This window comes from Streptomyces sp. W16, assembly GCF_033194735.1.
Classification (GTDB): domain Bacteria; phylum Actinomycetota; class Actinomycetes; order Streptomycetales; family Streptomycetaceae; genus Streptomyces.
This window is the reverse complement of sequence record NZ_JAWOAI010000208.1, coordinates 1-16,000: the sequence shown is the minus strand read 5'-3', so window position 1 is coordinate 16,000 and position 16,000 is coordinate 1. Positions and strand designations below refer to the sequence as shown.

The window sequence follows — 16,000 nt, the reverse complement described above, 5'->3', positions numbered from 1 at the left end:
CTCCGCCCCGGCACAGCCGGTCAGCAGCCAGGACCCGCCGAGTGCCGCCGCCGAGGCGAGGCCCGCGGTGAGCACCGACCGGCGGCCCGGGTGGTGGATGTCGGACATGTACCGACCGTCCTTGTCGCTATTCGTTCAGCTATTCGTTCAGCGGAACGATTGAGTAAAGTGCGTGAACGATAGCTAGGGGATGGTTTCCCGCCAACCCTTTGGGCCCGGAAATTAACGTCCGAAACGCAGTGGTTACCGGGAGGCGTCGCGCAGGGGTTGCCGGTACGGCCCGTGCGGTCGCTCAGCCGGTGATCTCGCGGGCCCAGGGCAGCAGTGCCCGCTCCGCGAGGACGACGGCGTAGAAGAGCAGCACGCTCATGACGCTGAGCAGGGCCATCGCGGCGAACGCGAGGGGCGTGTCGGCGTTGCCGCCGGAGGCCACGATGACGTAGCCGAGGCCCTGGTCGCCGCCCGCGAACTCGCCGACGACCGCGCCCACGACGGCCAGGGTGACGCCGAGGCGCAGGCCGATGAAGACCTGGGGCAGGGCCCAGGGGATGCGGAGCTTGCGGTAGGTCTGCCAGCGGGACGCGGTGAGCGAGTGGGCCAGTTCGGTCAGTTCCAGGGGGACGGAGGTCAGTCCTGCCATCGTCGACACGACCACGGGGAACCAGGCGAGCAGGGCCACCATGAACACCTTCGGGGCGGTGCCGAAGCCGAGCCAGACCACGAGGAGCGGTGCCACCGCGATCTTGGGTACGGCGTTGACAGCGACCAGCAGCGGCATGACCGCGCGTTCCACGCCCCGGGACGCGGTGAGCAATACGGCGGTCGCCAGTCCCGCGCCGACGGCCAGGCCGAAGCCGACAGCCGTCTCGGTGAACGTCTGCCAGGTCTGGCGGAGCAGATAGCCGGGCAGCCGGCCGAAGGCGTCGACGACGTCGGGCGGGGCGGGCAGCAGGAACGGCCGGATGTCGAAGGCGACGGTGATCAGCCACCACCCGGCCAGGGCGCACACGGCTGCCAGGACCGGCGGTCCCACCGACAGGACGCGTCTCACGCCGGGGGCCTGCGGCCGATGGTCGAGTAGGTGAAGTGGTCACGGACCATCAGCCGGGGATCGGTGACCAGCCGGCCCAGCTCGTCCAGCTGCACCTGCGTCATGCCTGCCGCCAGGAAGTCCTCCCGTGCCTGGGCGATGTTCGCGCCGATCAGCAGCGCGCCCGCGGTGCCACCCCGCCAGGACCGCGCTTGGACGAGGGTGTCGACGTCGGTCAGGCCCGCCTCCAGCATGGCGGCGGGTACCCGCCCCGCCCAGGTGGGGTCGTTTCCGTGGGCGGGCAGGACGTGTTCGACGAGCAACTCGTGGTAGAGATCGACCAGTTCGGCGGCCTGCGGGGTGGGGGCCGCCAGCACGAGCCTGCGGAAGGCGGACGCGAAGTCCTCCACCACGAGGGCGCCGCCGGGCGCGAGCGCGGCGGCGAGCCTGCGGAGAACGGCCTCCCGTCCGGGCAGGTGCACCAGCACCAGCCGGGCGTGGATCACGTCCCAGGGACCGTCGGGCACCGGTTCCTTCTCCAGGTCGTGTACCAGCACGTCGTACGGCGGACTCGGCGGCAGATGCCGGGTGTTGACGTCGGTGGCCAGCACCCGTCCCGCGGGTCCGGCCGCGAGGGCGAGCCAGGCGGCGATGCTACCGCCCCCGGCCCCCGTCTCCAGACAGCGCCGGCCGGTCAGGTCGCCGAGGGACGACAGCCGCGAGATCGTGAACTCGTCGAGGATCGCCGGGAGTTGGCCGTGCCGCGCGACGGCCTCCGGGTCGTCGTTGTCGAAGGCGTACGGGAGCGGCGTCTCCACGGCCGTCAACTCGACTTCATGGCGGCGAAGTCGACGAGGTCCTGCGGTGTCATCCCCGGCTGGACGACCCCGGCGTTCTGCAGGCTGGTGAGGGCGCGCTGCATCCGTGCCTCGGTGATGAGTCCGATGGACGACTCTCCCTCGGCCGTCACGGACGGTGTCATCAGCTTGATCTCCGCGCTCGCGGCCGTGGCGTCCGTCTCCGGATGCTTGGCGTGCAGCAACTTCCCGGCCTCGTCCGGGTGTTGGATCGTGTACTTCAGCGCCTTGAGCATGGCGGTACGGAAGCGCTTGACCAGGTCCGGTTTCTTCGCGGCGAGGGATGCCGTGGTGACCGTCGCGTTGCCGTACAGGTCGGGCAGGTAGGTGCTGTAGGGGAACACCACGACATGCTTCGACCTGGCCTGCACGGTGGCTTTCTCAATGGTCGACCGGCCGATCAGGAACGTGCTGAGCGCGTCGGCCTTGCCGCTCGCGAGGGCCGGGCCCAACTGGACGGGCTGGACCGCGATCCAGTGGATTTCGGCGGTGTCGATACCGGCGAGCTTGGCATAGCCGGGGAACAGCAGTTGGTTCACGGAGTTGGCGGCGGCCGCGATCCGCTTGCCCTTGAGGTCCTTCGGGGTGGTGATGCCCGAGCCCTGCATCGCCATGATGGAGACGAGGGTGCGCTGGTGGATGGCGAGCACGGCACGGAAGTCGCGGTAGGCCGTGGAGTTCTTGGCGCCCGCGGAAATCATCGCGCCCGTCAGGTCGAGGCTCGTGAACTGTGCCTTTCCGGAGGCGAGGGCCTTGAGATTCTCGCCGGTGGCCTTTCCGAGTTCGATCTGTACGTCGATTCCCGCCTCCCGGAAATAGCCCTTCTGCTCGGCCACCCAGGCGAAGGCGTCCCGTCCCGCGGCACCGAAGGCGGTGACATAGGTGATGTGATCCTTGGCCGAACTCGTGCTCTTGGTCGACGAGTTGGAGCCACAGGCAGCGGCGGCCAGTAGCGTGACCGCCGTACAGAAAACCGTCGCTGTGCGGTATGAGCGGATCATGCGACCTCCCCTGACGGGGGAATGGGTGGGGGACGGCGGCACTCGGTGGGGCCTTTATCGCCGGGGTCGCGATCCGGAAAATCGTACGCGTGCATGCCACAATCCAGCAGAGCGATTTTCGGTATTCCGCGCACGGCGGCCGACGGGAGTCGACGCGTGATCCAACTACGGGGTGTGTCCAAGGAGTTCGCGCATCGACGTGGCCGTGTCGAAGCGCTTCGGGGCATCGATCTGGAGGCCGGCGACGGCGAGTTCGTGGCGGTCGTCGGGCGTTCCGGCTGTGGGAAGTCGACGCTGCTGCGGCTGATCGCCGGCCTGGCGGTGCCGACCCGGGGCGAGGTCCTCATGGGCGGCCGTGCCGTCACCGGACCGCGCGGTGACTGTGCCGTCCTCTTCCAGCGGCCGGCGCTGCTGCCGTGGCGGTCGGTGCTGGACAATGTGCTGCTGCCTGCGGAGATCTCGGGCGACCGGCGCGACGGCTCGCGGAAACGGGCGCTGGGACTGATCGAGGCGATGGGCCTCGACGGCTTCCAGCGGCGCCTGCCGCACGAGCTGTCCGGCGGGATGCAGCAGCGGGTGGCGCTGTGCCGGTCGCTGATGCAGCGCCCTCGGGTGCTGCTGATGGACGAGCCGTTCTCCGCGCTCGACGCGCTCACCCGGGACGAGTTGTGCGCCGAGTTGCAGCGCACGCACCGCGAGCATCCGTCCACCGTCGTCCTCGTCACCCACTCCGTCGACGAGGCGGTCATGCTGGCCGATCGGGTGGTGGTGCTCACGCCCCGCCCCGGCCGGATCCGTACGGTCCTCGACATCACCCTGCCCCGGCCACGCACCCGCGCAAGGGCCGAGCAGGCGGAGCAACTGGCCCGGCGGGCCGCAGAGTTGCACGCGCTGCTGCTGGACAGCGACACCTGATCCCCGTCCCCACCGTCAACTGCCGTCCCTCCACGCCCTGTTGACATCACCCAACAGGCGCCTAGCGTGTCCAGCGCACAGCATGTCGCACGACATTCGGGATTTCGAACCGGAGTGGAGCGGTGGAGGGACACCGCCGCCCCGACTCCCAACTCCTCGACATGCGAAGGACATTGGTGATGACCCCACCCCTGGGCAGACGTCAGCTGCTCGCGGCCGCAGGTGCCACCTCGGCCGCCCTCACCCTCACCGCCACGGACGGCACGGCGCACGCCGCCACGGACGCCGCCGCCGAACCCACCGCGGTCCGCCCCTTCCCGCTCACCGCCGTGACCCTGCTGGACAGCCCGTTCCGGGACAACCAGCGCCGCAACTCGGCCTATCTGCGCTTCGTCGACACCGACCGGCTGCTGCACACCTTCCGTACCAACGTCCGCCTGCCCAGCAACGCCCAGCCCTGCGGCGGCTGGGAGGGGCCCGACGTGGAGCTGCGCGGCCACTCCACCGGCCATCTGCTCTCCGGACTCGCGCTCGCGTACGCCAACACCGGTGACACGGTCCTGCGCGACAAGGGCAGCACCCTGGTCGCCGAGCTGGCGAAGTGTCAGGCGGCCTCGCCCGCCGCCGGTTTCCGCACCGGCTATCTGTCCGCGTTCCCGGAGAGCTTCTTCGACCGGCTGGAGGCCGGGACCGGGGTCTGGGCGCCGTACTACACGATCCACAAGATCATGGCGGGGCTGGTCGAACAGTATCGGCTGGCCGGGAACGAGCAGGCCCTCGACGTGGTGCTCCGGCAGGCACGCTGGGTCGACGCGCGCACCGCGGGACTGTCGTACGAGCGGATGCAGCGGGTCCTGGAGACCGAGTTCGGCGGGATGAACGACGTGCTCGCCGATCTGCACGCCCTCACCGGCAACGCCACCTGGCTCGATGTCGCCGAACGCTTCACCCACGCCCGGGTCTTCGACCCCCTCTCGCGGAACGAGGACCGGCTCGCCGGGCTCCACGCCAACACGCAGATCCCGAAGATGGTCGGCGCGCTGCGGCTGTGGGAGGAGGGACTGCCCGAGCGGTACCGCACGATCGCCGCCAACTTCTGGGAGATCGTCACCGGCCACCACTCGTACGTCATCGGCGGCAACAGCAACGGCGAGGCCTTCCACGAACCGGACGTCGTGGCAGGGCAGTTGTCGGACAACACCTGCGAAAACTGCAACAGCTACAACATGCTGAAGCTGACCCGGCTGCTGCACTTCCACACCCCGGACCGCGTCGAACTGCTCGACTTCTACGAACGCGCCCTGTTCAACCAGCTGCTGGGCGAGCAGGACCCGGACTCCGAGCACGGCTTCAACATCTACTACACCGGTCTGGCGCCGGGTTCGTCCAAGCGCCAGCCGTCCTTCATGGGCGCGGATCCGGACGTGTACTCCACGGACTACGACAACTTCTCCTGCGACCACGGCACCGGCATGGAGACACAGGCCAAGTTCGCCGACACGATCTACACACACGACGAACACGGCCTGCTGGTCAACCTGTTCGTCCCGTCCCAGGTGGTCTGGCGCGAACGGGGCATCACCTGGCGGCAGACCACCGGCTTCCCCGACCGCTCCACCACCACCCTGACGGTCACCGCTGGCCGGGCCGCGCACCAACTCCGCGTCCGCGTCCCGTCCTGGGCCTCCGGCGCCCGCGCCACCCTCAACGGCCGTGTACTGCCCGACCGTCCGAAGCCCGGCACCTGGCTCACCCTGGAGCGGACCTGGCGCGCCGGCGACCGGGTCGAGGTGTCCCTGCCGATGCGTACGGTAGTGGAGCCGACCCCCGACGACCCCGATGTGCGGGCGGTGCTGCACGGGCCGATGGTGCTGGCCGGAGCGCTCGGCGACCGGGCCGATCCCTGGCTGTCACGCCTGGACGCCGACTCCGTACAACAGGAGTCCTCGGACCCGCTGCGCTTCACCGCACGCGCGGACGGAGCGGACGTGACCCTGCTGCCGATCGCCCGCGTCCACCACCAGCACTACTCGGTGTACTGGCTGACCGGCGAACCCCCGCCCCCTCCCCCGGAGTTCGCCGCCTGGCACCGCTTCGACGAGACCTCGGGCACGACGGCGTCCGATGCGACGGGCAACGGCCGTACGGCCCAACTGGTCGGCGGAGCCGCGTGGTCGGCGGACGGCCGGCTCGGTGGTGCGGTCGCCCTGGACGGTGTGGACGGTCATGTCGCCCTCGCCGAGGACCTGTTGGCGGGCGCCTCCGCCTACTCGCTCGCCACCTGGGTCCGGCTGGACGGCGGTCCGGGCGTCTGGAGTCGGATCTTCGACCTCGGCACCGGCGTCACCGCGAACATGTTCCTGACCCCGCTCAGCGGCGACGGCACCCTGCGGTACGCGATCACCGCGGGCGGGGCGGGCGCCGAGCAGCGCATCGACGCCGAGCCGCTGCCCACCGACCGCTGGGTGCATGTGGCGGTGTCCTACGGCGCGGGCACCGCCGTCCTGTACGTGGACGGCGCGGAAGCCGGCCGGAACGCCGCCGTCACCGTGGAGCCGCGCCGCTTCGGCAACCACGTCCGGGCCGGCTACGTCGGCCGGTCGCAGTACGCCGACCCGTACCTGAAGGGCGCGGTCGACGACTTCCGGGTCTACGGCAGGGCGCTGAGCGCCGCCGAGGTGGCGACGCTCGCTCGACCGGCATAGCGGAGTCACTCCCCCGCGAAGGCCTTCTCCAGTGCGGCGAGGTCGAACTTGCCCATCGCCATGAAGGACTCCGTCGCACGGGCGACCTTCGCGGGGTCGGGGTCGGTGATCATGTCGATCAGCCGGGTGGGGACGACCTGCCAGGACAGGCCGAACCTGTCCTTGAGCCAGCCGCAGGGGCCGGGCTCGCCGCCGCCTTCGAGGAGCTTGGCCCAGTAGTAGTCGATGTCCTCCTGGTTCTCGCACGGGATCTGGAAGGAGACGGCCTCGGTGAACTTGAACATCGGGCCGCCGTTCAGCGCGACGAACTTCTGGCCGAAGGCCGTGAACTCGACGGTGAGTACCGAGCCCGCCGGCTGCGGGGCGCCCTCGGCGTAGTGGCTGATGCGGCCGATGCTGGAGTTCTTGAAGATCGACACATACAGGTGGGCGGCTTCCTCGGCCTGGCCGTCGAACCAGAGACACGTGGTGAATCCGTCGGTGGTCATGCGTTCCTCCATGGGCTCCGGTGGCATCGAACACGGTCATCTGTATCGACTGGCGCCCTCCGCGAAACTCATCGGTCTGGGCGCCGGACAATTCAGGTGGCCGATCCGTCGCCCGGAACTAGTCTCGGACTCCATGACGTCCTCGCAGACTGACAGCGTCCAACCGTTCCGCATCGACATCCCGCAGGCCGACCTCGACGACCTGCACGCCCGCCTCGACCGCACCCGCTGGCCCGACGAGCTGCCCGGCACGGGCTGGGCGTACGGCGTACCGGCCGACTACCTGCGGGAGCTGGTGCGCTACTGGCGGCACGAGTACGACTGGCGGGCGGCCGAGGCCGAGCTGAACGCGTGGCCGCAGTTCACGACCACCATCGACGGGTCGAACGTCCACTTCGCGCACATCCGCTCCCCGGAACCTGACGCCACCCCGCTGATCATCACGCACGGCTGGCCGGGCTCGATCGTCGAATTCGTCGACATCGTGGGCCTGTTGACCGATCCGGCGGCCCACGGCGGCGACCCGGCCGACGCCTTCCACGTGGTGGTGCCCAGCATTCCGGGCTTCGGGCTGTCCGGGCCACCCGCCGACACCGGCTGGGACACGGGCCGGATCGCCGACGCCTGGGCCGAACTGATGCGCCGGCTCGGCTACGAACGGTTCGGCGCACAGGGCGGCGACTGGGGCGCGGTGATCTCCCGAGGGCTGGGCCGCGCCCACCCCGACCGTGTCATCGGCGTCCACCTCAACCTGTTGCCGGGCGCACAGGCACACACCGAGCCCACCGCCGAGGAGCTGGCCGCGCTCGGCCCCGAGGAGCGGGCGGACGCCCTGGAGTCCTGGCGCCGCTGGACCGCATGGCAGGCCGAGGGCACCGGCTACGCCGTCCTCCACGCCACCCGCCCGCAGACCCTGGCGTACGGCCTCACGGACTCGCCGGTGGGTCAACTCGCCTGGATCGTCGAGAAGTTCAGGGAGTGGACCGACTCCGAGGAGCTGCCCGAGGAGGCCGTCGACCGGGACCGGATGCTCACCGACGTGATGCTGTACTGGCTGACGGGGACCGCCGGTTCGGCCGCCCGGATCTACTACGAGCGGGCACACGCCACCGGCAAGCGGGCCACCGCGCCCACCCAACCGTCGACGGCCCCCACCGCGCTCGCCGTGTTCCCGGCCGAGATCCAGATCCCGCTCCGCCACAAGGCCGAGCGGACCGAGAACATCGTCCGCTGGACCAAGCCGGCGCGGGGCGGCCACTTCGCCGCCATGGAGGAGCCCGATCTGCTGGCGCAGGACGTACGCGCCTTCTTCCGACAGCTGCGGGAGAAGGCCCCGGAGTGACCGCTCTGCCCACGGCGAATCTGCTACGGGCCTAGAAACCCGCAGTTCGGGCGCTTCCCGGCCGACAGTGGAGACACCACACAGCCTCGACAAGGAGGACCGATGTCTCCGCTCACCGCCGGTCTCGCCCCACCCCTCATGCCTCGCGCCGAGGAGGGCGACACCCCGCCCTCCCGCTTCGACGACCACCTGGCCGCACAGCTCCTCGCCCAGCGGATCGTCCTCCTCGGCACCCAGGTCGACGAGGTCTCCGCGAACCGCGTCTGCGCCCAGCTCCTCCTCCTGTCCGCCGAGGACCCGCGCACGGACATCAGCCTGTACGTCAACAGCCCCGGCGGCTCGGTGACGGCGGGCCTCGCGATCTACGACACGATGCAGCTGATCCCGAACGACGTCTCGACGCTGGCGATGGGCTTCGCGGCGAGCATGGGCCAGTTCCTGCTGACCGTCGGCGCACCCGGCAAGCGGTACGCCCTTCCCCACGCGCGGGTCATGATGCACCAGCCGTCGGCGGGCATCGGCGGCACCACCGCCGACATCGAGATCCAGGCGGAGAGCCTGGAGCACACGAAGAGGACCATCGAACGCCTCACCGCCCGGCACACCGGCCAGACCGAGGAGACCATCTCCCGCGACGGCGACCGCGACCGCTGGTTCACGGCCGAACAGGCCAAGGAGTACGGCATGGTGGACCGGGTCGTCGTCTCACTGGCCGACGTGCGCCCGGCCGCCTCGAAGCGACGGATGGGGCTCTGACATGGGGACGTACACGATTCCGAACGTCGTCGAGCGCACCCCGCAGGGCGAGCGGTCCTACGACGTGTTCAGCCGGCTGCTGGCCGAGCGGATCATCTTCCTCGGCACCGACATCGACGACGGCGTCGCCAACGTCGTCATCGCGCAACTCCTCCATCTGGAGTCGTCGTCGCCGGAGAGCGAGATCGCGATCTACATCAACTCGCCCGGTGGCTCGTTCACTTCGCTCATGGCGATCTACGACAGCATGACGTACGTACAGTCCCCGATCTCGACGTTCTGCGTCGGCCAGGCCGCCTCCACGGCGGCCGTGCTGCTGGCCGGCGGGGACCCCGGGCGCCGGTTCGTGCTGGAGCACGCGCGCGTGCTGCTCGGCCAGCCGGCGAGCGGCGGACAGCGCGGCATGGTGTCCGATCTCGCGCTCCAGGCCAAGGAGATGGTGCGGATCCGCGCCCAGGTGGAGGAGGTGCTGTCGCGGCACACGCACCACGACATCGCGACACTGCGCGCCGACATGGACCGCGACAAGGTGTTCACCGCGCCGGAGGCCGTGGCGTACGGCCTGGCCGACGAGGTGGTCAGCCGACGCCTCGTCGCGGTCTGAGCGACATCGTCAGGCGGCGACCAGGCACAGCCCGTTGTACGGCGAACTCACCCTGCCCTGACGCCTGTTGCGATGCTGGGTGAATTCGTTCTGTGTCAGCGACAGCAGGTCGCCGAGGTCGAGACCGAGGGCGTGGGCGGCGGCTGCCAGGACCTCCGAGGAGGCCTCCTTGCGGCCCCGCTCCACCTCCGAGAGATACGGCATGGAGATCCGGGCGGCATCGGCCACGTCCTTCAGGGTGCGCTCCTGGGCCAGGCGTTCACGTCGCAGGACGTCACCGACCAGGTCGCGCCACAAGGGTTCCTTGGGCGCGGGAACCGTGGGCTCCGGCAGGTGAGGGGCCGGCTCGTGCGGGCGCAGGGGAATCACGCGGGCTTGGTTCGGCGCTTGGTTGCTCACCCCCTCAGACTAAAAGCGTTGGACGCCAGGGCAAGGGATCAGCATTCTGCCCTGGGTGGAATCGCCGATCCGAAGGGTGCGGAAAGGGTGCTGCGCGACACGTTCGACCGGGCGGCCGAGCGCTACGACCGGGCCCGGCCCCGGTATCCGCGCCCTCTCGTGGCGGAACTGGCCCGGGTGGCGGGCCTCGGCCCGGACAGCCGGGTGCTGGAGATCGCCCCCGGGACCGGTCAACTCACCGTCCCGCTGGCCGAGTTCGGCTGTCGGCTGACCGCCGTGGAGCTGGGGCCGTCGCTGGCGGCGGTGGCCCGGCGCAACCTGAGCCCGTTCCCGAGGGCGAACGTGGAGGTGGCGGACTTCGAGCGGTGGGAACTGCCGGACGAGCCCTTCGACCTGGTGGTGATCGCGACGGCGTACCACTGGTTCGACTCCCGGAACTTCCTGGCGAAGGCGGCGTCCGCCCTGCCTCCCGGCGGGCATCTCGCGGTCGTCACCACCCACCATGTGGCGGGCGGCACCCAGGAGTTCTTCGACCGGATGCAGCGCTGCTACGAACGCTGGGACCCGACCACCCCGCCCGGCTTCCGAAGCCCCACCGAGGACGAATCGGCCACGGACACCCGGGAGTTCGAGCGCTCAGAGCACTTCGAGGACGTCACGGTGTGGCGCGGCGCCCAGGAGATCACGTACGCGACCGACGAGTACCTCGACGTCGTGCTCACCTACTCGGGCCATCTCGCCATGGAGGAGCCCGCGCGCCAGGGCCTCCTGGCCTGCCTCCGGGAGCTGCTGGAGACACGGCACGGCGGCCGGGTCACCAAGCGGTACTTCCACGAACTGATCACGGCCACCCGGACCTGAGGTCTAGTGGTCCTCGCCGCTCAGGCGTACCACCGCACGCACCTGCTTGCCGACCGGTACCCGTTCGACCGTCACCCGCGCGGCCAGAGCGTGCACAATCTCCAGGCCGTGCCGGCCGATCCGCTCGGGGTCGCGGGCGAAGAGCCCGGGCAGGGCGACACTGCTGTCGCAGACCGACACCGTCACCGCGGCGTCCGTGCCCTCCAGCTCCAGGATGTACGGGCCGTTGCTGTGCCGGTCCGCGTTGGTGACCAACTCGCTCACCACCAACAGCAGTTCGCCTTCGGACCGGTCGTCGATCCTGGCGCACCACTCGGTTCTGAGCTGCTCCAGGAACTGGTGCGTGAAGTGCCGTGCCGCGGCGATGCAGCCCGGTTCGCCGGTGTAGTGCGCCGCCCGCCTCAGCGGTTCCACGGGCACGTCGAAACGAGTCGGTATCACTACCCCGTCCCGGTGGTCGATCATGCGTGTCTCTCTCGAAGGCGGGCATCGGCCTGTTGCTGTCGCACCAGTGCTCGTACCCAGCCCCACGCCGGGCAGTCCCCCTAGGAGAGTGACGGTGAACTCGTCCCCGGGGAAACCGGCGCGCTGAAGCTGGAAACCGAAGCCGACGCGGAGTTGGACGCGGACGTCGTCGTCGCGCCGGAGGCCACCGATGCGGGCGCGGACGACGAGGCTGCCGACGACCCGGTCGACGGCGGCTCCGACGACGGCGATTCCGAACTCGGGGACGAGGACGGAGCGGACGGCGACGTGGAGGACGAGGACGGGGAGCTCGACGTCGGCGGGCACGGGCTCGTGGACGCGCCGGGGGTGCCCGGCGTTCCCGGCGTGCCGGGGGCCGTGGAGGCGCACGGCGACGGGGAGTTCGACGACGGCGAGGTCGGCGGGGACACGGTCACCGAGGGGCTGGCCGGGTTCACCGGCGGCGGGGTCCGGTGGTCGTGCCGGCCGCCCGTGTCACCGTGGTGGCGGCCGAACCAGTGCCCGTTGTGGGGGTCGTAGATCACGAAGATGTTGATGACCTGCGGTGCGGGCGTGACCACGACGACGTTCTGCGGCCGGTATGACGACCAGGTGTCGCCGGTCCGCTTCGGGGTGGTCTGCTGGGCGACGGGCGGCGACAGCGGGTTGCCGCAGGCGCAGCGGACGCGGGGCACTCCGTGGCTGTCGACGAGGACGGCGGTGCCCGCCTGGAGGACGGCCTGGTAGCTGGTGGCGACGCCGTCGCGGTAGCCGTGGTTGGTGACCCGGGTGTCCATGCGCAGCTGTACGGGGGTGAGGGAGCGCAGATAGGCGGGGACTCCGGCGGGCTGGACGCCGACGACGGACGCGAACGCCTTGTTCTTCGCCGGGTTCGCCCGGAGCGCCTTGATCTGCTTCTCCACGTCGCAGCTGGCGACGTTCTGGGTGCCGCCGTAGAGGCCGGGGGCGCCGCCGTCGACACCGCGTACGGCGTTCGCCGGTTCCGAGGCAGTGGGTGAGGCGGAGACGGGCGGGGCGGAGCTGTCGCTCGCCGTGGACTCCGTGAACGGGTCCGGGCCGGTCTTCGCCGCGGCCTGCAGAAAGACCTCGCCCTTGCTCGCCGTGCCGGTCGAGCCTCCGTCGGAGCGGGTGAAGACGAGGGCCAGCACCACTGCGGCCACCACAGCGGTGGTCAGGATCGCGACGCGTGGCGCCGACTTCCACCACGGGCGGTGCGGCTCCGGCGCTCCCGCACCGCCGCTGCCCGAGGGCTGCGAGGGCGGGCCCGAAGGCGGCTGGGAGGGTCCCGACAGCGGGCCGGAGGGCGGTCCGGTGGGGCGGCCTGAAGACGGAGGTTCGACGCTCACGAGCTCTTCTTCCCGACGCGGCTCTAGCGGCATTTCTTCAACGCACGAAGTTTCGTACCGATTCATACCGCTTTATCCACAACGCCCCCATTGTGTGCTCCGATCCCGGTCCGCCCGCAAGCCGACGCGGACGGCCCTCCCGGCGGGCGCGCTTCCCGAGCGCTGCTTAGCGTGGCAGGCGTGACCCCCCGAACCCCCTCTGACCAGGCAGTCGCCCGCCACGGCTGGGTCCAGGCCCTGAGCACGGTGCTGGCCGGGCTGCTCACCATGGGCGTGGTCGCCGCGCTGGGCCTGTGGGCGGCGGGCGCGACGGACCTCCCGGACGGCGCGTTCCCCCGGGTCGTCACGGCGACCGTGGTGACGGCGGTCGGCGGCACCGTGAAGCTCTCCGGAAACGCGGGCTCGCTGGCCGACACAAAGGCAGGCCTGACAGTCATCCCGCTCTCGGTGACCCTGGCCGGCGCCCTGGCGACCGCCACCGCGTTCCTACGGCCCCTACGGCACCGCGCGGTCGCCTCGGCCGCGGAGCTGGCCGGCTGGGCCGCCCGTATCGCCGTCCTGTGGCTGCTCGGCCTGATCGCACTGGCCCTCGGCGCACGCCAGAAGTTCTCGATCTCCCTCGGCAGCGGAACTCTCGGCGACATCGGCGACCTCATCGGCGCCTCACCGGAGGTCGGCTTCGAGGCGGACGTACCGCAGACGGTGCTGTTCGGGCTGCTGTGGCTGGCCGGGGTACTGGTGCTGGCCCTCCTGGTGTCGCCGGGCGCGCCCCTCCCCGCCCGGCTGCTGCGCTTCCACGCGTCCGTCCGCCCGGCCGCGTACGCCGTGGTCGCCCTCCTGCTCGCCTACGTCGCGCTCGGCGTCGTCATGGCCCTCGTGGTCGCGGCGACGCGCGGCCACGCCGTCCAGACCTTCGCCCTGATCCTGCTCGGCATGCCGAACCTGGTCTGGCTCACCCTCACGATCGGCCTGGGCGCCACCTGGAACGGCCGGGTCGACGGCCCCTTCGGCCTGCCCATGCCCCACCTGCTGGACGAGGTCCTGCGCACCCCGGACATCTCCACCCTGAACCTGAACTCCATCGCCGCCTTCGACGGCCGGGTGTGGTGGCTCCTGGTGGTGAACGCGGTCCTGCTCCTGTCCGCCGCGGTCCTGATGGCCGTCCGCTCACCGGCCCACACCCGCGCCTGGCAGCACGCCGTCCACCTGGCGGTCGCCCTCGCCCTGGCGGTCCTGATGATCTGCCTGGTCGGACGGATCTCCGCGCACTACGGCCTCTCCCTCCTCGGCATCGGCGACGTGGGCGGCGGACTGTCAGGGGACCTGTTCCTGAAGGCCGAGTTGTGGTCGGCGGTGGGCCTGGCGGCACTGTGGGGGTTGGTCGCGGGCTTCCTGGGGGCACTGCTGGCGAAGCCGGTGCGCCGACGCGGCGAGGTCGAAATTCCCGAGCAGTCGAAGCGCCCGGCGTGAGAGTGTGCGCCCAGCCGAGGAAAGGGCAGACATGGCGCCGACTCTCGAAGACCGCCTGGCCATCGCGGAGTTGATCGCGCTGCACGGCCACTTGGTCGACGAGGGCGAACTCGACCGTCTGGACGAGGTGTTCACCCAGGATGTGGAGTACGACCTCACCGACTTCGGCCAGGGCACGGTCATCGGCCTCCCCGAACTCGTGGGCGCGTCCTTGGCGTTGGGAGACGGGAACCCCGTAGCCCATCACGTCACGAACGTGGTGATCGAGGAGTCGGCGGAGGGCCAGGTCCGGGTCCGGTCAAAGGGGCTGGGGATCCGGACGGACGGCTCGTGCGGTTCGGTGACGTACGAGGACACGGTGGTGCGCACGGGGGTCGGCTGGCGGATCTCGCATCGCAGGCTGTCGGCACGACGGATACCGCTGACGCCGGGGACTACGGCGCCCCTTCAGGGGCGCGGGGAACTGCGCGACCAGCCCCCACCGGCCCGCAGCTGACAACGAGACCTCAGCGCCCCCTGAACACCGGCTCAGCCCACGGAGGCACCGCAGCCACCCCCACATCCACCTCGGTCGCCACATGCCCCGACACCCCGCCCCGCAACTCCGTCACGAACGCCAGACACGACTCGTACCGATCATCCGGACTCTTCGCCAACGCCTTCGCGAACACGGCGTCGACATGCCCCGGCAGATCGGGCCGGGACTCGGTGACCGCCGGAGGCATGTCGTACTGATGCGCCCACAGCAGCGCCATGTCGTCGTCCCGCCGGAACGGCGGACGCCCCGCGAGGGTCTCGTAGGCGACGCAGGCAAGCCCGTACACGTCACAGCGCCCGTCGACCGGCCGTCCGGAGATCTGCTCGGGGGCCACATAGTCGAGGGTCCCGACGAACTGGCCGACCGTCGTGAAACCGGTCAACGACAGCGACTTCTTCGTCAGACCGAAGTCGGTGAGATATACGTGCTCGGGATGGTCGGTGTCGGTGCCGCGCGCCACGAGGATGTTGCCGGGCTTCACGTCCCGGTGGACCAGCCCGTGTTCGTGGGCGGCGTCCAGCGCGGACGCGACCTGGCCGACGATGCGGGTGGCCGTCGACAGCCCCAACGGGCCTGCCCGGTCCAGGAGATGGCGCAGGTCGCTGCCGGAGACGTAGCGCATGGCGATGTAGAGGACGCCGTCCGTCTCGCCCGCCTCGAAGACCGGCACGATGTGCGGGTGGTCGATCGCGGCGGCGACCCGGGACTCGTGGGTGAAGCGTTTGCGGAAGGTGTGGTTGCGGGCGAGTTCCGGGGCGAGCAGTTTGAGGGCGACCGTGCGGTCCAGGCGCAGGTCGTGGGCGCGGTAGACGACCGCCATGCCGCCGCGGCCGATCTCGTCCTCGATGCGGTAACCGGCGATCTGCTTGCCGATCAGCTCGGAGGGGCGCCCGGAGAAGCGGCTCGCGTCACGGGCCATCGGGGCTCACGACCTGGGTGGGGGCGTGGCCGGGGTCGGCCGGTTCGGCGCGGGGTCCGTCGTCGGTGGCGTAGGTGCTGAGCCGGGTGCCGTCGCCGTGGACCCAGCGCTCGTGGTCGGCGTCGTAGAGCCAGACGGAGGCGCCGTCGACGACCACCCCGATCCGCAGGCCCTTGGTGCGGGCCTCGAAGGACGCGCCGTCGAGGCCGCCGCCCGCGAGCTCCTCCACCGCGCTCCGGTAGCGGGCGAGGGCCTGTTCGGCGCGGGCCAGGAGGGGGCGCGG

16 protein-coding genes and 1 pseudogene are annotated in these 16,000 nt (G+C 70.7%); 8 read left to right on the top strand and 9 right to left on the bottom strand.

Translation table 11 applies throughout. The annotated features are described in order from the left end of the window. Nucleotides 1–292 precede the first annotated feature (292 nt). From R6V09_RS26215 to R6V09_RS26205, 3 genes are read right to left on the bottom strand one after another with little or no spacing between them, the layout of a single operon-like run. Complete coding sequence (locus R6V09_RS26215; RefSeq protein WP_317883883.1) at nucleotides 293–1,051, bottom strand: ABC transporter permease; 759 nt, start codon at nucleotides 1,049–1,051, stop codon at nucleotides 293–295. Next, nucleotides 1,048–1,848, bottom strand: coding sequence for a class I SAM-dependent methyltransferase (locus R6V09_RS26210; protein WP_317883882.1), 801 nt, complete (start codon nucleotides 1,846–1,848; stop codon nucleotides 1,048–1,050). The genes R6V09_RS26215 and R6V09_RS26210 overlap by 4 nt, the downstream gene beginning before the upstream one ends. A gap of 5 nt (nucleotides 1,849–1,853) precedes the next feature. Continuing rightward, nucleotides 1,854–2,888 carry an ABC transporter substrate-binding protein gene (locus tag R6V09_RS26205; protein ID WP_317883881.1) on the bottom strand — a complete coding sequence of 345 codons (1,035 nt, stop codon included), beginning with the start codon at nucleotides 2,886–2,888 and terminating at the stop codon, nucleotides 1,854–1,856. A 156-nt stretch (nucleotides 2,889–3,044) separates the two neighbouring features. Here R6V09_RS26205 and R6V09_RS26200 point away from each other — a divergent pair, with 156 nt between their 5' ends. Further along, the gene (locus R6V09_RS26200; RefSeq protein WP_317883880.1) at nucleotides 3,045–3,803 is read left to right on the top strand and encodes an ABC transporter ATP-binding protein; all 759 of its coding nucleotides are present in this window, start codon (nucleotides 3,045–3,047) and stop codon (nucleotides 3,801–3,803) included. 179 nt (nucleotides 3,804–3,982) lie between these two features. After that, complete coding sequence (locus tag R6V09_RS26195) at nucleotides 3,983–6,508, top strand: glycoside hydrolase family 127 protein (protein WP_317883879.1); 2,526 nt, start codon at nucleotides 3,983–3,985, stop codon at nucleotides 6,506–6,508. A 5-nt stretch (nucleotides 6,509–6,513) separates the two neighbouring features. On the opposite strand, the gene R6V09_RS26190 is transcribed toward R6V09_RS26195, so the two are convergent. Then, nucleotides 6,514–6,996 carry a VOC family protein gene (locus tag R6V09_RS26190; protein WP_317883878.1) on the bottom strand — a complete coding sequence of 161 codons (483 nt, stop codon included), beginning with the start codon at nucleotides 6,994–6,996 and terminating at the stop codon, nucleotides 6,514–6,516. Between the two features lie 133 nt (nucleotides 6,997–7,129). On the opposite strand from R6V09_RS26190, the gene R6V09_RS26185 reads away from it, so the two are divergent. The 3 genes from R6V09_RS26185 to R6V09_RS26175 all read left to right on the top strand — a co-directional run bounded on the left by R6V09_RS26185 (nucleotide 7,130) and on the right by R6V09_RS26175 (nucleotide 9,698). Then, a complete protein-coding gene (locus R6V09_RS26185; RefSeq protein ID WP_317883877.1) occupies nucleotides 7,130–8,338 on the top strand; it encodes an epoxide hydrolase family protein in 1,209 nt (402 codons plus the stop codon). Between the two features lie 102 nt (nucleotides 8,339–8,440). After that, nucleotides 8,441–9,094: an ATP-dependent Clp protease proteolytic subunit gene (locus R6V09_RS26180; RefSeq protein ID WP_317883876.1), complete on the top strand. Its 654-nt coding sequence runs from the start codon at nucleotides 8,441–8,443 to the stop codon at nucleotides 9,092–9,094. 1 nt (nucleotide 9,095) lies between these two features. After that, nucleotides 9,096–9,698 (top strand): ClpP family protease, encoded by a 603-nt coding sequence (locus tag R6V09_RS26175; protein ID WP_317883875.1) that lies wholly within the window; start codon nucleotides 9,096–9,098, stop codon nucleotides 9,696–9,698. A 9-nt stretch (nucleotides 9,699–9,707) separates the two neighbouring features. Here R6V09_RS26175 and R6V09_RS26170 read toward each other — a convergent pair whose 3' ends face one another. After that, entirely contained in the window at nucleotides 9,708–10,097 is a 390-nt protein-coding gene (locus tag R6V09_RS26170) for a helix-turn-helix domain-containing protein (RefSeq protein ID WP_317883874.1), read from the bottom strand. A gap of 87 nt (nucleotides 10,098–10,184) precedes the next feature. Here R6V09_RS26170 and R6V09_RS26165 point away from each other — a divergent pair, with 87 nt between their 5' ends. Further along, entirely contained in the window at nucleotides 10,185–10,958 is a 774-nt protein-coding gene (locus R6V09_RS26165) for a class I SAM-dependent methyltransferase (RefSeq protein WP_317883873.1), read from the top strand. Between the two features lie 3 nt (nucleotides 10,959–10,961). On the opposite strand, the gene R6V09_RS26160 is transcribed toward R6V09_RS26165, so the two are convergent. After that, nucleotides 10,962–11,423, bottom strand: coding sequence for an ATP-binding protein (locus tag R6V09_RS26160; RefSeq protein WP_317883872.1), 462 nt, complete (start codon nucleotides 11,421–11,423; stop codon nucleotides 10,962–10,964). Between the two features lie 80 nt (nucleotides 11,424–11,503). After that, on the bottom strand, nucleotides 11,504–12,790 hold the full coding sequence (locus R6V09_RS26155) for a DUF6777 domain-containing protein (RefSeq protein WP_317883871.1): 1,287 nt from the start codon (nucleotides 12,788–12,790) through the stop codon (nucleotides 11,504–11,506). Between the two features lie 180 nt (nucleotides 12,791–12,970). Between R6V09_RS26155 and R6V09_RS26150 the strand changes: the two genes are divergently transcribed. Both R6V09_RS26150 and R6V09_RS26145 read left to right on the top strand, forming a co-directional pair. Continuing rightward, the gene (locus R6V09_RS26150; RefSeq protein ID WP_317883870.1) at nucleotides 12,971–14,260 is read left to right on the top strand and encodes a streptophobe family protein; all 1,290 of its coding nucleotides are present in this window, start codon (nucleotides 12,971–12,973) and stop codon (nucleotides 14,258–14,260) included. Nucleotides 14,261–14,291: 31 nt separating this feature from the next. Beyond that, nucleotides 14,292–14,756 carry a nuclear transport factor 2 family protein gene (locus tag R6V09_RS26145; RefSeq protein ID WP_317883869.1) on the top strand — a complete coding sequence of 155 codons (465 nt, stop codon included), beginning with the start codon at nucleotides 14,292–14,294 and terminating at the stop codon, nucleotides 14,754–14,756. 10 nt (nucleotides 14,757–14,766) lie between these two features. Here R6V09_RS26145 and R6V09_RS26140 read toward each other — a convergent pair whose 3' ends face one another. Further along, nucleotides 14,767–15,717, bottom strand: a complete 951-nt coding sequence (locus R6V09_RS26140) for a serine/threonine-protein kinase (RefSeq protein ID WP_317883868.1) — start codon at nucleotides 15,715–15,717, stop codon at nucleotides 14,767–14,769. After that, nucleotides 15,707–16,000, bottom strand: a pseudogene (locus tag R6V09_RS26135) (hypothetical protein); the annotation flags it as partial. The gene R6V09_RS26140 and the pseudogene R6V09_RS26135, both read right to left, overlap by 11 nt.